Source organism: bacterium (genome assembly GCA_036524115.1).
Taxonomy (GTDB): domain Bacteria; phylum JAUVQV01; class JAUVQV01; order JAUVQV01; family DATDCY01; genus DATDCY01.
On record DATDCY010000139.1, the window covers coordinates 14,141 to 28,509 of the forward strand.

13 protein-coding genes are annotated in these 14,369 nt (G+C 70.4%); 4 read left to right on the forward strand and 9 right to left on the reverse strand.

All coding sequences use genetic code 11. The features are described from left to right. Positions 1-3: 3 nt before the first annotated feature. The 7 genes from VI078_06635 to VI078_06665 all read right to left on the reverse strand — a co-directional run bounded on the left by VI078_06635 (position 4) and on the right by VI078_06665 (position 7,435). Entirely contained in the window at positions 4-1,278 is a 1,275-nt protein-coding gene (locus tag VI078_06635; GenBank protein ID HEY5998968.1) for a substrate-binding protein, read from the reverse strand. A 237-nt stretch (positions 1,279-1,515) separates the two neighbouring features. Next, positions 1,516-2,586 (reverse strand): tRNA 2-thiouridine(34) synthase MnmA, encoded by a 1,071-nt coding sequence (gene mnmA / locus VI078_06640; protein ID HEY5998969.1) that lies wholly within the window; start codon positions 2,584-2,586, stop codon positions 1,516-1,518. Further along, positions 2,583-3,512 carry an ATP-dependent sacrificial sulfur transferase LarE gene (gene larE, locus VI078_06645; GenBank protein HEY5998970.1) on the reverse strand — a complete coding sequence of 310 codons (930 nt, stop codon included), beginning with the start codon at positions 3,510-3,512 and terminating at the stop codon, positions 2,583-2,585. The genes mnmA and larE overlap by 4 nt, the downstream gene beginning before the upstream one ends. A 25-nt stretch (positions 3,513-3,537) precedes the next feature. Beyond that, on the reverse strand, positions 3,538-4,614 hold the full coding sequence (locus VI078_06650) for a TOBE-like domain-containing protein (protein ID HEY5998971.1): 1,077 nt from the start codon (positions 4,612-4,614) through the stop codon (positions 3,538-3,540). Then, entirely contained in the window at positions 4,611-5,450 is an 840-nt protein-coding gene (cysW, locus tag VI078_06655; GenBank protein HEY5998972.1) for a sulfate ABC transporter permease subunit CysW, read from the reverse strand. Before cysW ends, VI078_06650 begins: the two co-directional genes overlap by 4 nt. A gap of 62 nt (positions 5,451-5,512) precedes the next feature. Continuing rightward, on the reverse strand, positions 5,513-6,355 hold the full coding sequence (cysT, locus tag VI078_06660; protein ID HEY5998973.1) for a sulfate ABC transporter permease subunit CysT: 843 nt from the start codon (positions 6,353-6,355) through the stop codon (positions 5,513-5,515). A 9-nt stretch (positions 6,356-6,364) separates the two neighbouring features. After that, complete coding sequence (locus VI078_06665) at positions 6,365-7,435, reverse strand: sulfate ABC transporter substrate-binding protein (GenBank protein HEY5998974.1); 1,071 nt, start codon at positions 7,433-7,435, stop codon at positions 6,365-6,367. Between the two features lie 273 nt (positions 7,436-7,708). On the opposite strand from VI078_06665, the gene VI078_06670 reads away from it, so the two are divergent. From VI078_06670 to VI078_06685, 4 genes are all read left to right on the forward strand, one after another. Then, positions 7,709-8,905 (forward strand): aminotransferase class V-fold PLP-dependent enzyme, encoded by a 1,197-nt coding sequence (locus tag VI078_06670; GenBank protein ID HEY5998975.1) that lies wholly within the window; start codon positions 7,709-7,711, stop codon positions 8,903-8,905. Between the two features lie 49 nt (positions 8,906-8,954). After that, positions 8,955-10,103 carry a PLP-dependent aspartate aminotransferase family protein gene (locus tag VI078_06675; protein ID HEY5998976.1) on the forward strand — a complete coding sequence of 383 codons (1,149 nt, stop codon included), beginning with the start codon at positions 8,955-8,957 and terminating at the stop codon, positions 10,101-10,103. Beyond that, positions 10,100-11,251: a PLP-dependent transferase gene (locus VI078_06680; GenBank protein ID HEY5998977.1), complete on the forward strand. Its 1,152-nt coding sequence runs from the start codon at positions 10,100-10,102 to the stop codon at positions 11,249-11,251. The genes VI078_06675 and VI078_06680 overlap by 4 nt, the downstream gene beginning before the upstream one ends. Before the next feature lie 66 nt (positions 11,252-11,317). Then, positions 11,318-12,871, forward strand: coding sequence for a cache domain-containing protein (locus tag VI078_06685; protein ID HEY5998978.1), 1,554 nt, complete (start codon positions 11,318-11,320; stop codon positions 12,869-12,871). Between the two features lie 16 nt (positions 12,872-12,887). On the opposite strand, the gene VI078_06690 is transcribed toward VI078_06685, so the two are convergent. Continuing rightward, the gene (locus VI078_06690) at positions 12,888-13,877 is read right to left on the reverse strand and encodes a serine O-acetyltransferase (GenBank protein HEY5998979.1); all 990 of its coding nucleotides are present in this window, start codon (positions 13,875-13,877) and stop codon (positions 12,888-12,890) included. Between the two features lie 91 nt (positions 13,878-13,968). Continuing rightward, positions 13,969-14,369 (reverse strand): hypothetical protein (locus tag VI078_06695; protein ID HEY5998980.1); only part of this gene is annotated, 401 nt, incomplete at its 5' end.

Genomic DNA, 14,369 nt, shown 5'->3' on the forward strand with positions numbered 1-14,369 from the left:
CCGCTACTTTTCTCCTGGGAGCGCCTCGAGCTGGGGCGGTTTGCCGGCGGCCACCCGCTGGGCCTTCCACTGCGCAAACCCGATCGCGGCCTCGTCGCCGGGGAGCGAGCCGAGAACCTCGAAGTAATCCTGCTTGAACCTGTCCTTGACAACTTCGGCCGCGGGCTTGCACCTGACGGCGAAGACGCGCTGCACCGACTGGTGGTCGAACGAGCGCCAGATCTGGTAGTCCTTGAGCAGGGTGTAGGCGTGCCCTTCGAGGGCGCGCACGACTGCCGCGCCGTCGAAGGTCCCGGCTCTCTCGACCGCCGCCTTGTACTCGTAGAGGATCGTGTAGGCCGATGCGCCGGAGGTGCAGGGGTAGCGGTCGTAGCGCTTCGCGAAGGACTCCACGAAGCGCCTGCCGCCGGGATAGTCGTACTTGTAGGGAATGTTCCAGGCCCAGGGCAGCGCCCCGACGACGTCCGCCATCGCCTCCGGCCCGGCGTCCTCCGCCATGCCCAGCGTGAGGTTCGGCACGACGATCTGCGTCTTGCGGTTCAGCCCGAGCTCGTTCGCGATACGGATGGCGCTGACCATATCCTGGCCGAAAAGCACGAGCACGAGCACGTCCGGCGCGGCGGCTTGCGCCTTCGCGAGCGCGCCTCGGAAATCCTGTGTCGTCGCGGTCGGGAAGGGCGTCAGCGCCCGCCCGTGCGTGGCGCCGGCGGTCCCGGTCAGCACGCGCATGGCGGTTTCGGTCGTCCAGCCCCACGTGTAATCGGCGGTGACGTAGAAGTACTTCTTCGACGGGAAGCGCGCGTTCAGGTAGACCGCGAGCACCTGCGCCGCCATCCAGGAGTCGTAGCACTCGCGGAAGACGTAGCGGTGGCCGTCCTTGCCGGTGGTGTCCGTCGAGTAGGTGAGCGTGCCGAAGAACGGCACCCCGTGCTGCTGCGCAATCTCCCCCGCGGCGATCGCGACGCTGCTCGCCGAGCCGCCGAAGAGCATCTTGACCTGTTCGCGCTCGATCAGTTCGGTGACATTGCGCTTCGTGACGTCGACCTTCGACTGCGAATCGCGCCAGACGATTTCCACGGGCCGCCCGAGGATTCCGCCCCCCGCGTTGATCTCCTCGAGCGCCATCGTGGCCGCACGATATTGGTCGAGACCCTGGGTGGCGTAGGGGCCGGTCTTCGGGTAGTTGAGACCGATCTTGACCGGCTCCCGGTCTGCCGCCGCAACGCCTGCCGGCAGCGCGCCAAGGGCTCCGAACAAGATTGCGAGAATGACAATCATCCTTCTACCCATACCGCCCTCCCCGTCTGCCCGATCAATCCTCATAGTTCCTTCTTGCACAATGCGCTCATGATAGCATTGACGTGCTCGCCACTGTCAATGAATGAGGTATTTTCCACCGTAAAATCGAATGGTTGACTTTTAACTAGTCCCACTATCTTAACACTAGACACATGAGCGATGCGGCTGACGGCGCCCGGGGACTGGTGCGCCCCATGCCGCAGTCTGCGCATGGCTTCACTCCTTCTGGTCTGGGGCGGCGCCAGCCCCGTCGAGAATGGTGCCCCCCCCGGCGACGCTGGTGCCGTCGTAGAGGACGAGGGCCTGGCCCGGCGCAAGCGCCTCGGCCGGCTCCTCGAAGCGCACCTCCAGCACCTGGTTGATGAGCCGCGCGCTACAGGGCAGCTCGCGGCCGCGGTGGCGGACACGGGCGGAAAGCCGCGCCGGCAGTTCGTCGACGAACAGGTTGACGTCGCCCGCGCGGCACGACCACGCCCGAAGCTCCTCCCTCTCGCCCACCACCAGGCGGTTGGCCGGCGCGTCCTTCGCGAGGACATAGAGGCGGCGGCCCGTGCCTGCCGCGAGCCCGGCGCGCTGCCCGACCGTGTACGCGCCCAGGCCCGCATGGCGTCCGAGAACGCGCTCCGCGCGGTCGACTATCGGGCCGGGCGCCTCTCCATTCGTCCCGAGCCCGCCCTGCGCCGTGCCGCGCCCGAAACAGAGGTCCTGGCTCTCGGGCTTGCGGGCGACCGGAAGTCCCGCGCGCGCCGCGATCTCGCGGACAACGCCCTTGGTCAGGTCCGCGAGCGGGAAGAGGACCCTCCCGAGACGCTCGCGCGGGACCGCATAAAGGAAGTAGCTCTGGTCCTTGGCGGCGTCGCGGGCGCGCGTCAGGCAGCGTCGCCCGCCGCGGGCCTCGATCCCCGCGTAGTGCCCGGTGGCCAGCATGTCGAAGCCGAGCGCGAGCGCCTTGTCCAGCAGCAGGCCGAACTTGACGAAGCGGTTGCAGTCGACGCAGGGGTTCGGGGTCCTCCCCGCCCCGTGCCCGGCGACGAACCGCCCGATCACGCGCTCCCGGAACGCAGCCGAGAAGTCGAAGACGTGGTGCGCAACGCCGATCCGATCGCAGACCGCGCGCGCGTCGCGCACCGCGTCCGCGCCGCAGCAGATCGCCCGGCCCCCGGGGCCCTCGTCGTGGCCGAGACAGAGGGTCACGCCGACGACGTCGTGCCCCGCCTCCTTGAGCAGCAGCGCGGCGACCGCGGAGTCGACGCCGCCGCTCATCGCGACGAGGACCGAACGCCTCACGTCCGCCGGAGCAGCCCGCGGTTCAGGCTCCCGCTGCGGAAACCTTCGATGTCGAGCGCCACGTGCGCGAAGCCGATCTCGCGCAGCCGGCCCGCCAGGCCGACCGCCGAGAGCACGCGCGGGGCATCCTCCCGCGGGACCTCGATCACCGCGACTGCGCCATGGTGGCGGACGCGGACTTCCCGCAGACCGAGCACGTGAAGCGCCTCCTCCGCCTGCTCGATCTGGCGCAGCTTCTGCCTGGTCACCGCGCTCCCGTAGGGGATGCGCGAGGAAAGGCACGGGGTCGACGGCTTGTCGTGGACGGCGAGGCCCAGCTCGCGCAGCATCGCCCGCACCGCCGCCTTGCCGATCCCGGCCTCCGCGAGCGGGCTGCGCACGCCCAGCTCGCCGCAGGCGCGCAGTCCCGGCCGCCAGTCCCCGCCGTCGTCGGCATTCGTGCCGTCGAGCACCGCGCGAAATCCGTTGTCCCGGGCGCAGGCGATGATGCCGCCCATGCGCACGCGTTTGCAGTGGTAGCAGCGGTCGGGGCCGTTGGCGGCGAAATCCGGCGAGACCAACTCGTCGAGCGGCAGCTCCAGGTGGCGGATGCCGATCACGGCGGCGGTCCTCGCGGCCGCCTCGCGCTCGCGGCCCGGCAGCGTGGCGGAGACCGCGGTGACCGCCAGCGCGCGCGTCCCGAGCGCCTCCTGGGACGCCGCCGCCACGAGCGAGGAGTCCGCCCCGCCGGAGAATGCGACGACGACGCTGCCCAACTCCCGCACGGCGTCGACAAGGGCGCGGTAGGTCCCGGCGCCGCCCGTGGCCGCGTTGGGCTCATCGCAGCCGCCGCGGAGCAGGGCAATCGCCGTTTCGGGCTCCCCCGCCTCCGCGAACGCCGCTGCCTCCAGCGCCCGCCCGATGTCGAAGATCTTCCCGATCCGCATGCCTCCTCCTCCGCGCCCGCCGGCGCTAGATCGCGTAGTCGTCGACGAAGACCCGCGCCTCGCGCACCGCGACGAGCAGGTCCTGGCCGGGCTGCACCCCCAGCTCCCGGAAGCGCTCGTGCGGGAGCTCGACGTTCAGCGCCTGACCGGAACGCGAGCGCAACTCGATCTTCACCACCGACCCCGCCGACTGCACCCGAATGACGGCGGCCCGCAGACCGCCCCGTTCCTCCTGCCAGGGGAAGAGCTCCAGCTCATGCGGCCGCACGAAGAGCTTCGCCGACTTGCCGTCGTCCCCGGCGGCGGCAACCGTGTCGACGACGATCGGCCCCGACACCGCCTTGCCGCCCTCGATGCGGCCGTGGAAGAGGTTCACGCTGCCGAGAAAGCCCATCACGAACTCCGAGGCGGGGTGGTGGAAGACCTCGTCGGGCGTCCCCTCCTGCTCGATCCGCCCGCGGTTCATGACCACGACCCGGTCCGCGACCTCGAGCGCCTCCTCCTGGTCGTGCGTGACGAAGACGCTGGTGACGTGCAGCTCGTCGTGCAGCCGTCGCAGCCAGCGGCGCAGGTCCAACCGCACCCGCGCATCGAGCGCGCCGAAGGGCTCGTCGAGCAGCAGGACCTTGGGCTCGATCGCCAGCGCGCGGGCGAGCGCGACGCGCTGGCGCTGGCCCCCCGAGAGCTGGGAGGGGTACCGGCCCTCGAGTCCCGCGAGCTGGATCAGGTGCAGCAGCTCCGCGACACGCGCGCGGATCGCCGCCTCTGCGGGACGCGCCCTCCGAGGCAGGATGCGCAGCCCGAAGGCAATGTTCTCGGCAACGGTCATGTGCCGGAACAGCGCGTAGTGCTGGAACACGAAGCCCACCTGCCGGGCGCGCACATCCTGACCGAGCACCTGCTGCTGCCGGAAGAGAATCGCCGAAGCGTCCCCGGGGTCGGGCGTCTCCAGGCCGGAGATGATCCGCAGCAGCGTCGTCTTGCCGCAGCCGGAGGGGCCGAGCAGGGCCACGAGGCCGCCGTCCGGCACGACCAGGTTGATGTCGTCCAGGGCCCGGAAGGGACCGAAGGTCTTGCTGATGTGCCGCAGCTCGATGCTCACGATGGCTCCTGCGCTTCGACCGCGTCGCCCCTCGGCGCCAGCCGGCGCTCGACGAGCGCCTTGGCGACGAGCGTGGCGATGGCCAGCAGCGCCAGCAGGGACGCCACGGCGAACGCGGCGACGAAGTTGTACTCGTTGTAGAGGATCTCCACGTGCAGCGGGACGGTGTTGGTCCGCCCGCGTATGTGACCCGAGACGACCGAGACCGCCCCGAACTCGCCCATGGCGCGCGCGTTGCAGAGGATCACGCCGTAGAGCAGCGCCCAACGCACGTTCGGCAGGGTGACCAGGCGGAAGATCTGCCAGCCGCTCGCGCCGAGCACCAGGGCGGCCTCCTCCTCTTCCGGGCCCAGTTCCTCCATCAGCGGAACCAGCTCCCGCGCCACGAACGGAAACGTCACGAAGACGGTGGCCAGCACGATGCCGGGTATGGCAAAGACGATCCGGACGTCGTGCGCCTGCAGCCACGGGCCGAGCCAGCCGTGCAGACCGAACAGCAGGATGAAGACCAGGCCGGCGATGACCGGCGAGACCGCGAACGGCAGGTCGATCAGGGTCAGCAGCACGCTGCGTCCGGGGAAGCGGAACCGGGCGATGGCCCAGGAGGCGGCGAGCCCGAACACGATGTTGAGCGGCACGGCGATCGCGGCCACCGTCAGCGTGAGGCGAATTGCGGCCAGCGCCGCGGGATCCCTGAGCCCGGCGAAATAGGCCTGCAGTCCCTTGCGCAGCGCCTCCGCGAAGACCTCCGCCAGCGGGACCGCGAGGAACAGTCCGAGGTAGAGGACGGTGGCGGCGATCAGCGCCACCCGGACGGCGGCTGGCTCGCGGACCACGGCGCGGGGCGCGGCGCCGGCGCGGCCCCGAACCGCATGGGTCGGTGACGTGCCGGCCACGGTCAGGCCCCCGTCCTGCCGGGCTTGCCGGCCCACCACTGCAGCAGGTTGATCGCCAGCAGCAGCGCGAACGAGGCCGCGAGCATCACGACGGCGATCGCGGCGGCGCCCGCGTAGTCGTACTGCTCGAGCTTGACGATGATCAGCAGCGAGGTGATCTCGGTCTTCATCGGCATGTTGCCCGAGATGAAGACGACGGAGCCGTATTCACCGAGCGCCCGCGCGAACGCCAGTCCGAACCCGGTCACCAGCGCCGGGGCAACGGCGGGCAGAATGACCCTCCCGAACGTCTGCCAGCGGCCGGCGCCGAGGCACGCGGCAGCCTCTTCCTGCTCGCGCTCGAGTTCCAGCAGGGCGGGCTCGACGGTCCGGACGACGAACGGCAGGCCGATGAAAGTCAACGCCAGCGTCACCCCGAGGGGGGAGAACGCGGCATGGATCCCGAGCGGCTCCAGCCAGCGTCCGATCCAGCCGTTCTGCGAGTAGACGGCCGTCAGCGCGATGCCCGAGACCGCGGTCGGCATCGCGAACGGCAGGTCCACGATCGCGTCGAGGACCCGCCGGCCGGGGAAGGTGTAGCGCACGAGCGTCCAGGCCACGATGAAGCCGAAGACCACGTTCACCAGGGCCCCGACCAGCGAGGCCCCCAGCGTCAGACGGTACGAGGCTACCGCGCGGGGATCGCTGGCGATCGCCCAGAACGCCTGCCAGGAGAGGGCCCCCGCCTTCGCGAACAGGGTCGCCAGCGGCAGCAGCACGATCAGGCTGAGGTACAGGACCGTGTACCCCAGCGTGAGGCCGAAGCCGGGAAGCGGCGAAGGCCGTCGGAAGGCGGGGCCCTTCATCGGTGCGCGCTACTTCGGCTGGTAGATCTGGTCGAAGACGCCCTTGTCGGCGAAGTGCCGGGGCTGGGCTTGCCGCCAGCCGCCGAACACGTCGTCGATCGTGAAGAGCGCGAGCTTCGAGAACTGCGCGTCGAACTTCTTCGCGGCCGCCGGGTCGCGGGGGCGGTAGAAGTTTCTCGCCGCGATCTCCTGGCCCTCCGGCGAGGCGAGGTACCTCAGGTATTCCTCGGCGACCTTGCGGGTGCCGTGCCGGTCGACGACGGCGTCCACGACCGCCACCGGCGGCTCGGCGAGGATGCTGATCGAAGGCGCCACGATCTCGAACTTGTCGCTCCCGAACTCCTTGAGGGCGAGGAACGCCTCGTTCTCCCAGGCGAGCAGCACGTCGCCGATCCCGCGCTGGACGAAGGTCGTGGTCGAGCCGCGCGCGCCGGAGTCCAGGACCGGCACGTTGCGGAAGATGGCCGTGACCAGCTCCCTGGCCTTGGCCTGCGCCTTCTCGACGGCCGGCGCGCTGCCCGGGTCCTTGACGAGCGCCAGGTCGCCGAGTTCCCTCTTGAGCGCGAAGCCCCAGGCCGCGAGGTAGTTCCAGCGCGCGCCGCCGGAGGTCTTGGGGTTCGGCGTGATCACCGAGACGCCCGGTTTCGCCAGGTCGTCCCAGTCCTTGATCTGCTTGGGATTGCCCTTGCGCACAAGGAACACGATGGTCGAGGTGTAGGGCGCGCTGTTGTCGGGAAGGCGCTTCTGCCAGTCGGTCGGGAGCAGCCCGGCGTTCGCGGCGACGGCGTCGATGTCCCCGGCGAGCGCCAGGGTGAGCACATCGGCCTCGAGGCCGTCGATGACGGCTCGCGCCTGCTTGCCCGAGCCGCCATGGGACTGCTGGACGCTCACCTCCTCGCCGGAAACGCTCTTCCAGTGCTTCGCGAAGGCGGCGTTGTATTCGGCGTAAAGTTCGCGGGTCGGGTCGTACGAGACGTTGAGGAGTTGTGTCGCTGCGCGGGCGGCAGGTGTAACGAAGGCAGGTGCCGCGAGAGCGGCGACGACGAGCGCCGCAACGGTCGATTTCCTGCTGGATGCCATTTCATTCTCCTTGTGCTGCCGTTCTTTTGTCCTCGGACGGGGCCGGTGGTCAGGTGTTGGCCCGGCACCCCCACGACTCGGGAACGCCGGGCTAGGTACAGCAGCACGCGGGACGAGCGGACAGAGCGACGCCGGCGGCTACGATCTGACTGCCGGCGAAATTGGTCATCACAACTCCTCTACCTGTAGAGCACTTTTCAATTGCTATTATTACCATAGCAATGATACAGTATGCTGTCAAGCGAGAATGTGAGGCCATCGGAGGAGCTGGAGATGCCGGAGCGAAGAGTCCACCTCGATCACGCAGCAACAACGCCCGTCGACCCGTCGGTGCTGACGGCGATGTTGCCGTTTCTCGCGGGGAATTTCGGCAACCCGGCCAGCCTCTACGAGGAGGGGCAGATCGCGCGGAGCGCGGTCGACGTCGCCCGGCGCAACGTCGCCGGACTACTGGGAGCCGACCCCTCGGAGATCGTCTTCACCAGCGGAGGCTCCGAGAGCGACAACCATGCCCTGCGCGGCGTCGCCTCGGCCGCGGCGGACGGCGGTGTCCACATGATCACCACCGCCATCGAGCACCACGCCGTCCTCTCCACCGCGCGCCACCTCCGCAGCCAGGGCGCGGATGTCTCGATCCTGCCGGTCGACGGCCATGGGCTGGTCGATCCCGACGACGTGCGACGCGCGATCACGCCGCGGACGGCACTCGTCTCCGTCATGCACGCCAACAACGAGGTCGGCAGCATCCAGCCGATCGCGGAGATCGGCCGTATCACCCGGGAGGCCGGCGTCCTCTTCCACACCGACGCCGTCCAGACGTTCGGCCACGCGGCGACGCCGGTTGATCAGCTCGGGGTCGACCTGCTCTCGCTCTCGGGTCACAAGCTCTACGGGCCCAAGGGGATCGGCGCCCTGTACGTGCGCCGGGGCACCCTCGTGGCGAGGCTGCTGCACGGCGGCGGCCAGGAGGACGGCCGGCGCGCCGGGACCCTCAACGTGCCCGGGATCATCGGTCTCGGCGAGGCAGCGGCGCTCGCAGAGCGCTCCTTGGTGTCTGATGCAGCGCGTTGCGTGCTCCTGCGGGACCGGGTCATCGACGGCGTTCTCGGGACCATCGAGGATGCGCGGCTCACCGGACACGCCGAGCAGCGCCTCCCGGGCAACGCGTCCTTCTGCCTGGCGGACGTGGAAGGCGAAGCGCTCCTGCTGCTCCTCGACAGGCGGGGGTTCACGGTCTCTTCGGGATCGGCCTGCTCCTCCGGTTCCGGGGAGGCCTCCCACGTGCTCTCCGCGATCGGCGTGCCCGCACACCTCGCCCACGGCGCCCTGCGCGTGACGGTGGGTCGCGCGACCACGTTTGAGGATGTCGATCGGTTCCTCGAGGCGCTTCGGGACAGCGTCCGGGTGCTGCGCCGGATTTCGCCGCGCACAGGCGCCCGCGGTGTCGGGTTTGCGCCCGCGATGCCGTAAAATGGGCCGAGGTCGGGAGATGAGCGATTCCCATCGCCGGGGAGGCACCATGGAGATAGCGACGCAGGCCGTGCGCATCGGGCTGGACTGGGACACCCGCACCGGCGCGGTGACGGTGCCCGTGTACCAGACCGCGACGTTTCGCCACCCCGGGCTCGGGCAGAGCACCGGGTACGACTACAGCCGCTCGGGCAACCCGACGCGGCAGGCGCTCGAGGAAGGGATGGCGCTGCTCGACGGCGGCGCGCGCGGCTTCGCGTACTCATCGGGGATGGCGGCGATCACGTCGCTGCTGCTGCTCTTCAAGGCGGGGGACCACCTCGTCGTGACCGAGGACCTCTACGGCGGCAGCTACCGGCTCTTCGAGCAGGTCTTCCGGCAGTACGGGCTGGCGTTCACGTACGCGGACACGAGCGATCCGGCCGCGGTGCGCGCCGCGTTCCGTCCCGAGACGCGGGCGCTCTTCGTCGAGTCCCTGACGAACCCGCTGCTCAAGACGGCGGACCTGGCCGCGCTCGCGGCGCTCTGCCGGGACCGCGGCGCGCTCTGCATCGTCGACAACACCTTCCTCACGCCGTACCTCCTGCAGCCTCTGGCCCTCGGAGCGGACGTCGCGGTCTACAGCGGCAGCAAGTACCTCGCCGGGCACAACGACACGATCGCGGGCCTCGCCGTGGTGCGCGGCGAGGAACTGGCCAAGCGGGTGTACTTCCACCAGAACGCCGCCGGCGCGGTGCTCGGCCCGCAGGACAGCTGGCTCGTGATCCGCGGGCTCAAGACGCTCGGGGTGCGCCTCGACCGGCAGCAGGAGAACGCCGCGGCGATCGCCGCTTTCCTCGCGGGTCACCCGCGGGTGACGAAGGTCCTCTACCCGGGGCTCCCCGGGCACCCTGGCCACGACCTGCTGCGGCGGCAGGCCCGCGGGTTCGGGGCGATGGTCTCCTTCGAGCTCGCCGCGGCCGACCTGGTGCCGGCGTTCCTCGGTCGCCTGCGGCTGATCTCCTTCGCGGAGAGTCTCGGGGGGGTCGAATCGCTGGCGACCTATCCCTGGCAGCAGACCCACGCGGACATCGAGCCGCAGGTGCGCGCGCGCCTCGGCATCTCGGAGCGGCTGCTGCGCCTCTCGGTCGGCATCGAGGACGCCCGCGACCTGATCGCGGACCTGGCGCAGGCGCTCGACGGCGGGGGCGCGCGATGAAGCTCGCCACGCGCCTGATCCACGGGCCGCACGCGGCGGACGCGGCGACGGGGGCGCTCTCCGTGCCGGTCCACCATGCGTCGACGTTCGCGCAGCGCTCGGTGGACGCCTTCGGGAAGTACGACTACGGGCGCTCGGGCAACCCGACGCGCGAGGCGCTCGAGGAAACGCTGGCGGCGCTCGAGGGCGGGACGGTCGCCTGCGCCTTCGCCTCCGGGATGGCCGCGATCTCCACCACGCTGCTGCTCTTCGCTCCCGGCGACCACCTCGTGGTCTGCGAGGACGTCTACGGCGGCACCTACCGCGCGCTCACGAAGATCTTCTCGCACTGGGGGCTGGCCGCGACCTTCGTCGACGCGACCGACCCGGCGTCGATCGCGGCGGCGATCCGCCCGGAGACCAGGGCGCTGTTTCTCGAGACGCCGTCCAACCCGCTGCTGAAGATCACGGACCTGCGCGCGGCGGCGGCCCTGGCGCGGGAGCGCGGCCTGCTCGGCATCGTCGACAACACCTTCATGACCCCGTACCTGCAGCGGCCGCTCGCGCTCGGCTGCGACATCGTCCTGCACAGCGGCACGAAGTTCCTCGCCGGCCACAGCGACGTGGTCTGCGGCTTCGCGGTCGCGGGCGACGCCGGGCTCGGCCGGCGGCTGCGCTTCCTCCAGAACGGCTTCGGCGCCGTCCTCGGCCCCCAGGACTGCTGGCTGGCGCTGCGCGGCATCAAGACGCTGCGCGTGCGCCTCGAGGAGAGCCAGCGCAGCGCGCGGCTGGTCGCGGCGTGGCTGGCGGAGCGCCGGAACGTCCTGCGCGTGCACTATCCGGGACTGGCGGCGCACCCGGGCCGCGCGGTGCACGAGGCCCAGGCGGACGGGCCAGGCGCAGTCCTCTCGTTCGAGCTGGCCTCGGCGGAACTGACGCGCCGGCTCCTCGAGGGGGTCGAACTCGCCGCCTTCGCCGTGAGCCTCGGCGGCGTGGAGAGCATCCTCTCCTGGCCGGCGCGCATGTCGCACGCCTCGCTGTCGCCGGCGGAACGGGCGGCGCGCGGGATCGGCGACAACCTGCTGCGCCTGTCCGTCGGCCTCGAGGACCCGGACGACCTGATCGCCGACCTCGGGCGGTGGATCGGCGACACGGACCAGCATGGATGAGCGGCAAGGATCCACGACAACGAACCGCAGGCAGCAACGTCGGGCAACCCGGGGGGAGGTGCTGGTTTGAAGCGGATTCGGGATCTGAAGATCAGACACAAGCTGTTGTTGATCGCCGGGCTGGGCGTCGCCGCGATCGTTGCGAACATGTTCGTGTCGACGCTGACGCTGCGCGAGACCATGCTCAAGGAGAAGGCGCTCAAGACCAGGCACCTCGTCGAAACCGCCAGGAGCGTCCTCGAGCACTACCGGCAACTCGCCCTCGATGGGAAGCTGTCCGAGGGTGCCGCCCAGGCAGCGGCGATCGCGACGATCCGGGAGCTGCGCTACGAGAAGGATGACTACTTCTGGATCAACGACATGGGCCCGACGATGCTCATGCACCCCTTCAAGCCCGAATTGAACGGGACCGACCTCTCGAACTACAAGGACCCCGACGGCAAGCGGCTGTTCTCGGAGATGGTCGAGGTGGTGCGCCGCGCCGGGGCGGGCTTCGTCTATTACGCCTGGCCCAAGCCCGGCTTCAGCAAGCCGGTGCGCAAGGTGTCCTACGTTGCCGGATTCGAGCCGTGGGGCTGGGTGCTCGGCAGCGGCATCTACCTTGACGACGTCGACGCGCTGTTCATGGCTCAGCTGCGCAGGAGCGTCCTCTTTCTCGCCGCGATCATCGCGATCTTCGCCGTCACGAACTGGCGCATCGCCGAGACGATCGCCCGACCGCTCGGCGGCGAGCCGGCGGAGATCGCGCGGATCGCCGAGAAGATCGCCCGGGGCGAGCTCGGGATCGGCTTCGACGCCCGAAACGCCGAGGGCAGCGTCTACCGCTCGATGGAGAAGATGGCCCGGAAGCTCGGCGAAGTCGTCGGCAGCGTGCAGTCCGCGTCCGGGAGCATCGCCGGCGGCGCACGGCAGCTTGCCATGAGTTCCGAGGCGCTGTCGCAGGGCGCGAGCGAGCAGGCGGGCGCGGTGCAGCAGGTGCTCGCGTCGATCGAACAGATCAGCCAGACGATCCAGCAAAATGCCGAAGCGGCCCAGGAGACGGATCGCTTCTCCCGGAAGGCGGCCGACGATACCCAGCGTGGCGGCGCGACCGTGGTCCAGACGGTGGCCGCCATGAAGCAGATCGCGGCGAAGACCAGCATCGTCGAGGAGATTGCCCGCCAGACGAACCTGCTGGCGCTGAACGCGGCGATCGAGGCGGCGCGGGCGGGCGAGAGCGGCCGGGGCTTCGCGGTCGTGGCGAGCGAGGTGCGCAAGCTCGCGGAGCGTTCCCAGGCAGCGGCAGCGGAGATTTCCCAGCTCTCGGGTGCGAGCGTCCGGATCGCGGAGGAGGCTGGAAGCATGCTGGCCAAGCTCGTTCCGGACATCCAGCGGGCCGCGGACCTCGTCAGGGAGATCAACGGCGCCAGCAGGGAACAGCACGAAGGGGCGCAGCAGGTGGGCGCGGCGATCCGGCAGCTCGACCAGGTCGTGCAGAGCAATGCCAGTTCCGCGGAGGAGATGGCCGCAACAGCGCAGGAGCTCTCGGCGCACAGCGCGCACCTCCTCGAGATCGTCCGGTTCTTCACGTTCGCGGGCCAGGAGGAGCGGTTGGTCGCGGCGACCGCAGCGGCAACCTGACGCCCGGGCGGCCGGCCTATATCTGGTAGTCGGCGAGGTCGGAGCGCTTCTGGAGGACGATGATCCGCGCCTCCTCGTTGAGCACCAGCGAGTTGGCGGGCACGCTGCGGTTGAGGAAGACGCCGGCGCCGATCGTGCTGCCGGCGCCGACGACGGTGTCGCCACCCATGATCGTCGCGCCGGAGTAGACGGTCACGTTGTCCTCGAGCGTCGGATGGCGGCGCTTGCCGTGCAGCGCGCGCCCGCCGGAGAGCGAGCGGGCGATGAGCCCGACCCCCTGGTAGATCTTGACGTGGCTGCCGATCCGCGAGGTCTCCCCGATGACCGTCCCCGTGCCGTGGTCGATGTAGAAATGCGAGCCGATCCGGGCCCCCGGATGGATGTCGATGCCCGTGCGCCCGTGCGCCCACTCGGTCATGACGCGCGGCACCAGCGGCACCCCCTTGGCGTAGAGGATGTGGGCCATGCGCTGGACCGCCACCGCCTCGACGAAGGGGTAGGCGAGGATGATCTCGTCGGTCGCCACCGAGGCGGGGTCCCCCTGGAAGGCGGCCTCGACGTCGGTCTGGAGCAGCGCCCGCACCTCGGGGAGCAGACGCAGGAACTCGGCCGTGATCTCGCCGGCGAGCGCGGGCACCTGGGGCAGCGCCGGGCAGGCCGGAGAGCAACGCAGGCTCTTGTTGATCTCCTCGCGCAGGCGCATGCACACGGAGTGCAGCAACGCGGCGACCTCGCCCTCGAGCTCGGCGGCGTGCGGCAGCCGCTCGCCGAAGAACCCCGGGAAGAGCAGGCGCAGCAGATCGCGGGCGATCAGCCCGACGGCCCGCTTTGACGGGAGGTTCTTGCCCTCGAGGTGGTTGATGTTCCCGACCTGCCGGTAGGACTCCATGAGCAGCGCCGCCGGCCCTTCGCAGCGCGCGCAGGGCCGCGGGGCGCCGGTGGCCGGATCGAGACCGGCGCACTCGGAGCCCCTGGAGGCCTTGTTCCGATCCTCTCCCTGGCTCACTCGCCGCGTCCTCCTCCCGGCCCGGCGCCTGCCCCGCCGGCTCGCCGCCGCGTCCCTCGTCATTCGATAGTTGGGGAACGAGCCGCACCTGTCAAGCCTGCAACGCCGCCTTCCTGCGTGCGGGCGCACACCCGCGGCCGCGCAGCGCCGCCGCGATCACGGCCTGCACCTCCGCGAGGTCGAGCGGCTCGACCAGGTAGTAGAAGACGCGGTGGCTGCGCAGCCGCCGCTGCGTCTCCACCGAGTCCCGGGCGGCAACAATGATCAGCGGCAGCGCCGGGTCGGCCTGGTTGAGGCAGGGGAGGTAGTCGAGCCCCTCGTCGCCGTCGGCACCGACCCCCGCGAAACAGACCGCGAGGTTCCGGTCCACGGCCTCGCCGATGGCCGCCGGACCGCTGTCCGTCCACTCGACCTCCAGCCCGGCCCGGGCGATGGCGTCCGCCAGCGCGCCCGCCGGCGGACGGCGCGTGTAGACGAGGGCGCGGGGTCTCT

Coding starts and splice junctions, on each gene's coding strand:
- VI078_06635 (HEY5998968.1), bottom strand. CDS start 1,278: ATGATTGTCATTCTCGCAATCTTGTTCGGAGCCCTTGGCGCGCTGCCG.
- larE (HEY5998970.1), bottom strand. CDS start 3,512: ATGCGGATCGGGAAGATCTTCGACATCGGGCGGGCGCTGGAGGCAGCG.
- cysT (HEY5998973.1), bottom strand. CDS start 6,355: ATGAAGGGCCCCGCCTTCCGACGGCCTTCGCCGCTTCCCGGCTTCGGC.
- VI078_06665 (HEY5998974.1), bottom strand. CDS start 7,435: ATGGCATCCAGCAGGAAATCGACCGTTGCGGCGCTCGTCGTCGCCGCT.
- VI078_06670 (HEY5998975.1), top strand. CDS start 7,709: ATGCCGGAGCGAAGAGTCCACCTCGATCACGCAGCAACAACGCCCGTC.
- VI078_06675 (HEY5998976.1), top strand. CDS start 8,955: ATGGAGATAGCGACGCAGGCCGTGCGCATCGGGCTGGACTGGGACACC.
- VI078_06680 (HEY5998977.1), top strand. CDS start 10,100: ATGAAGCTCGCCACGCGCCTGATCCACGGGCCGCACGCGGCGGACGCG.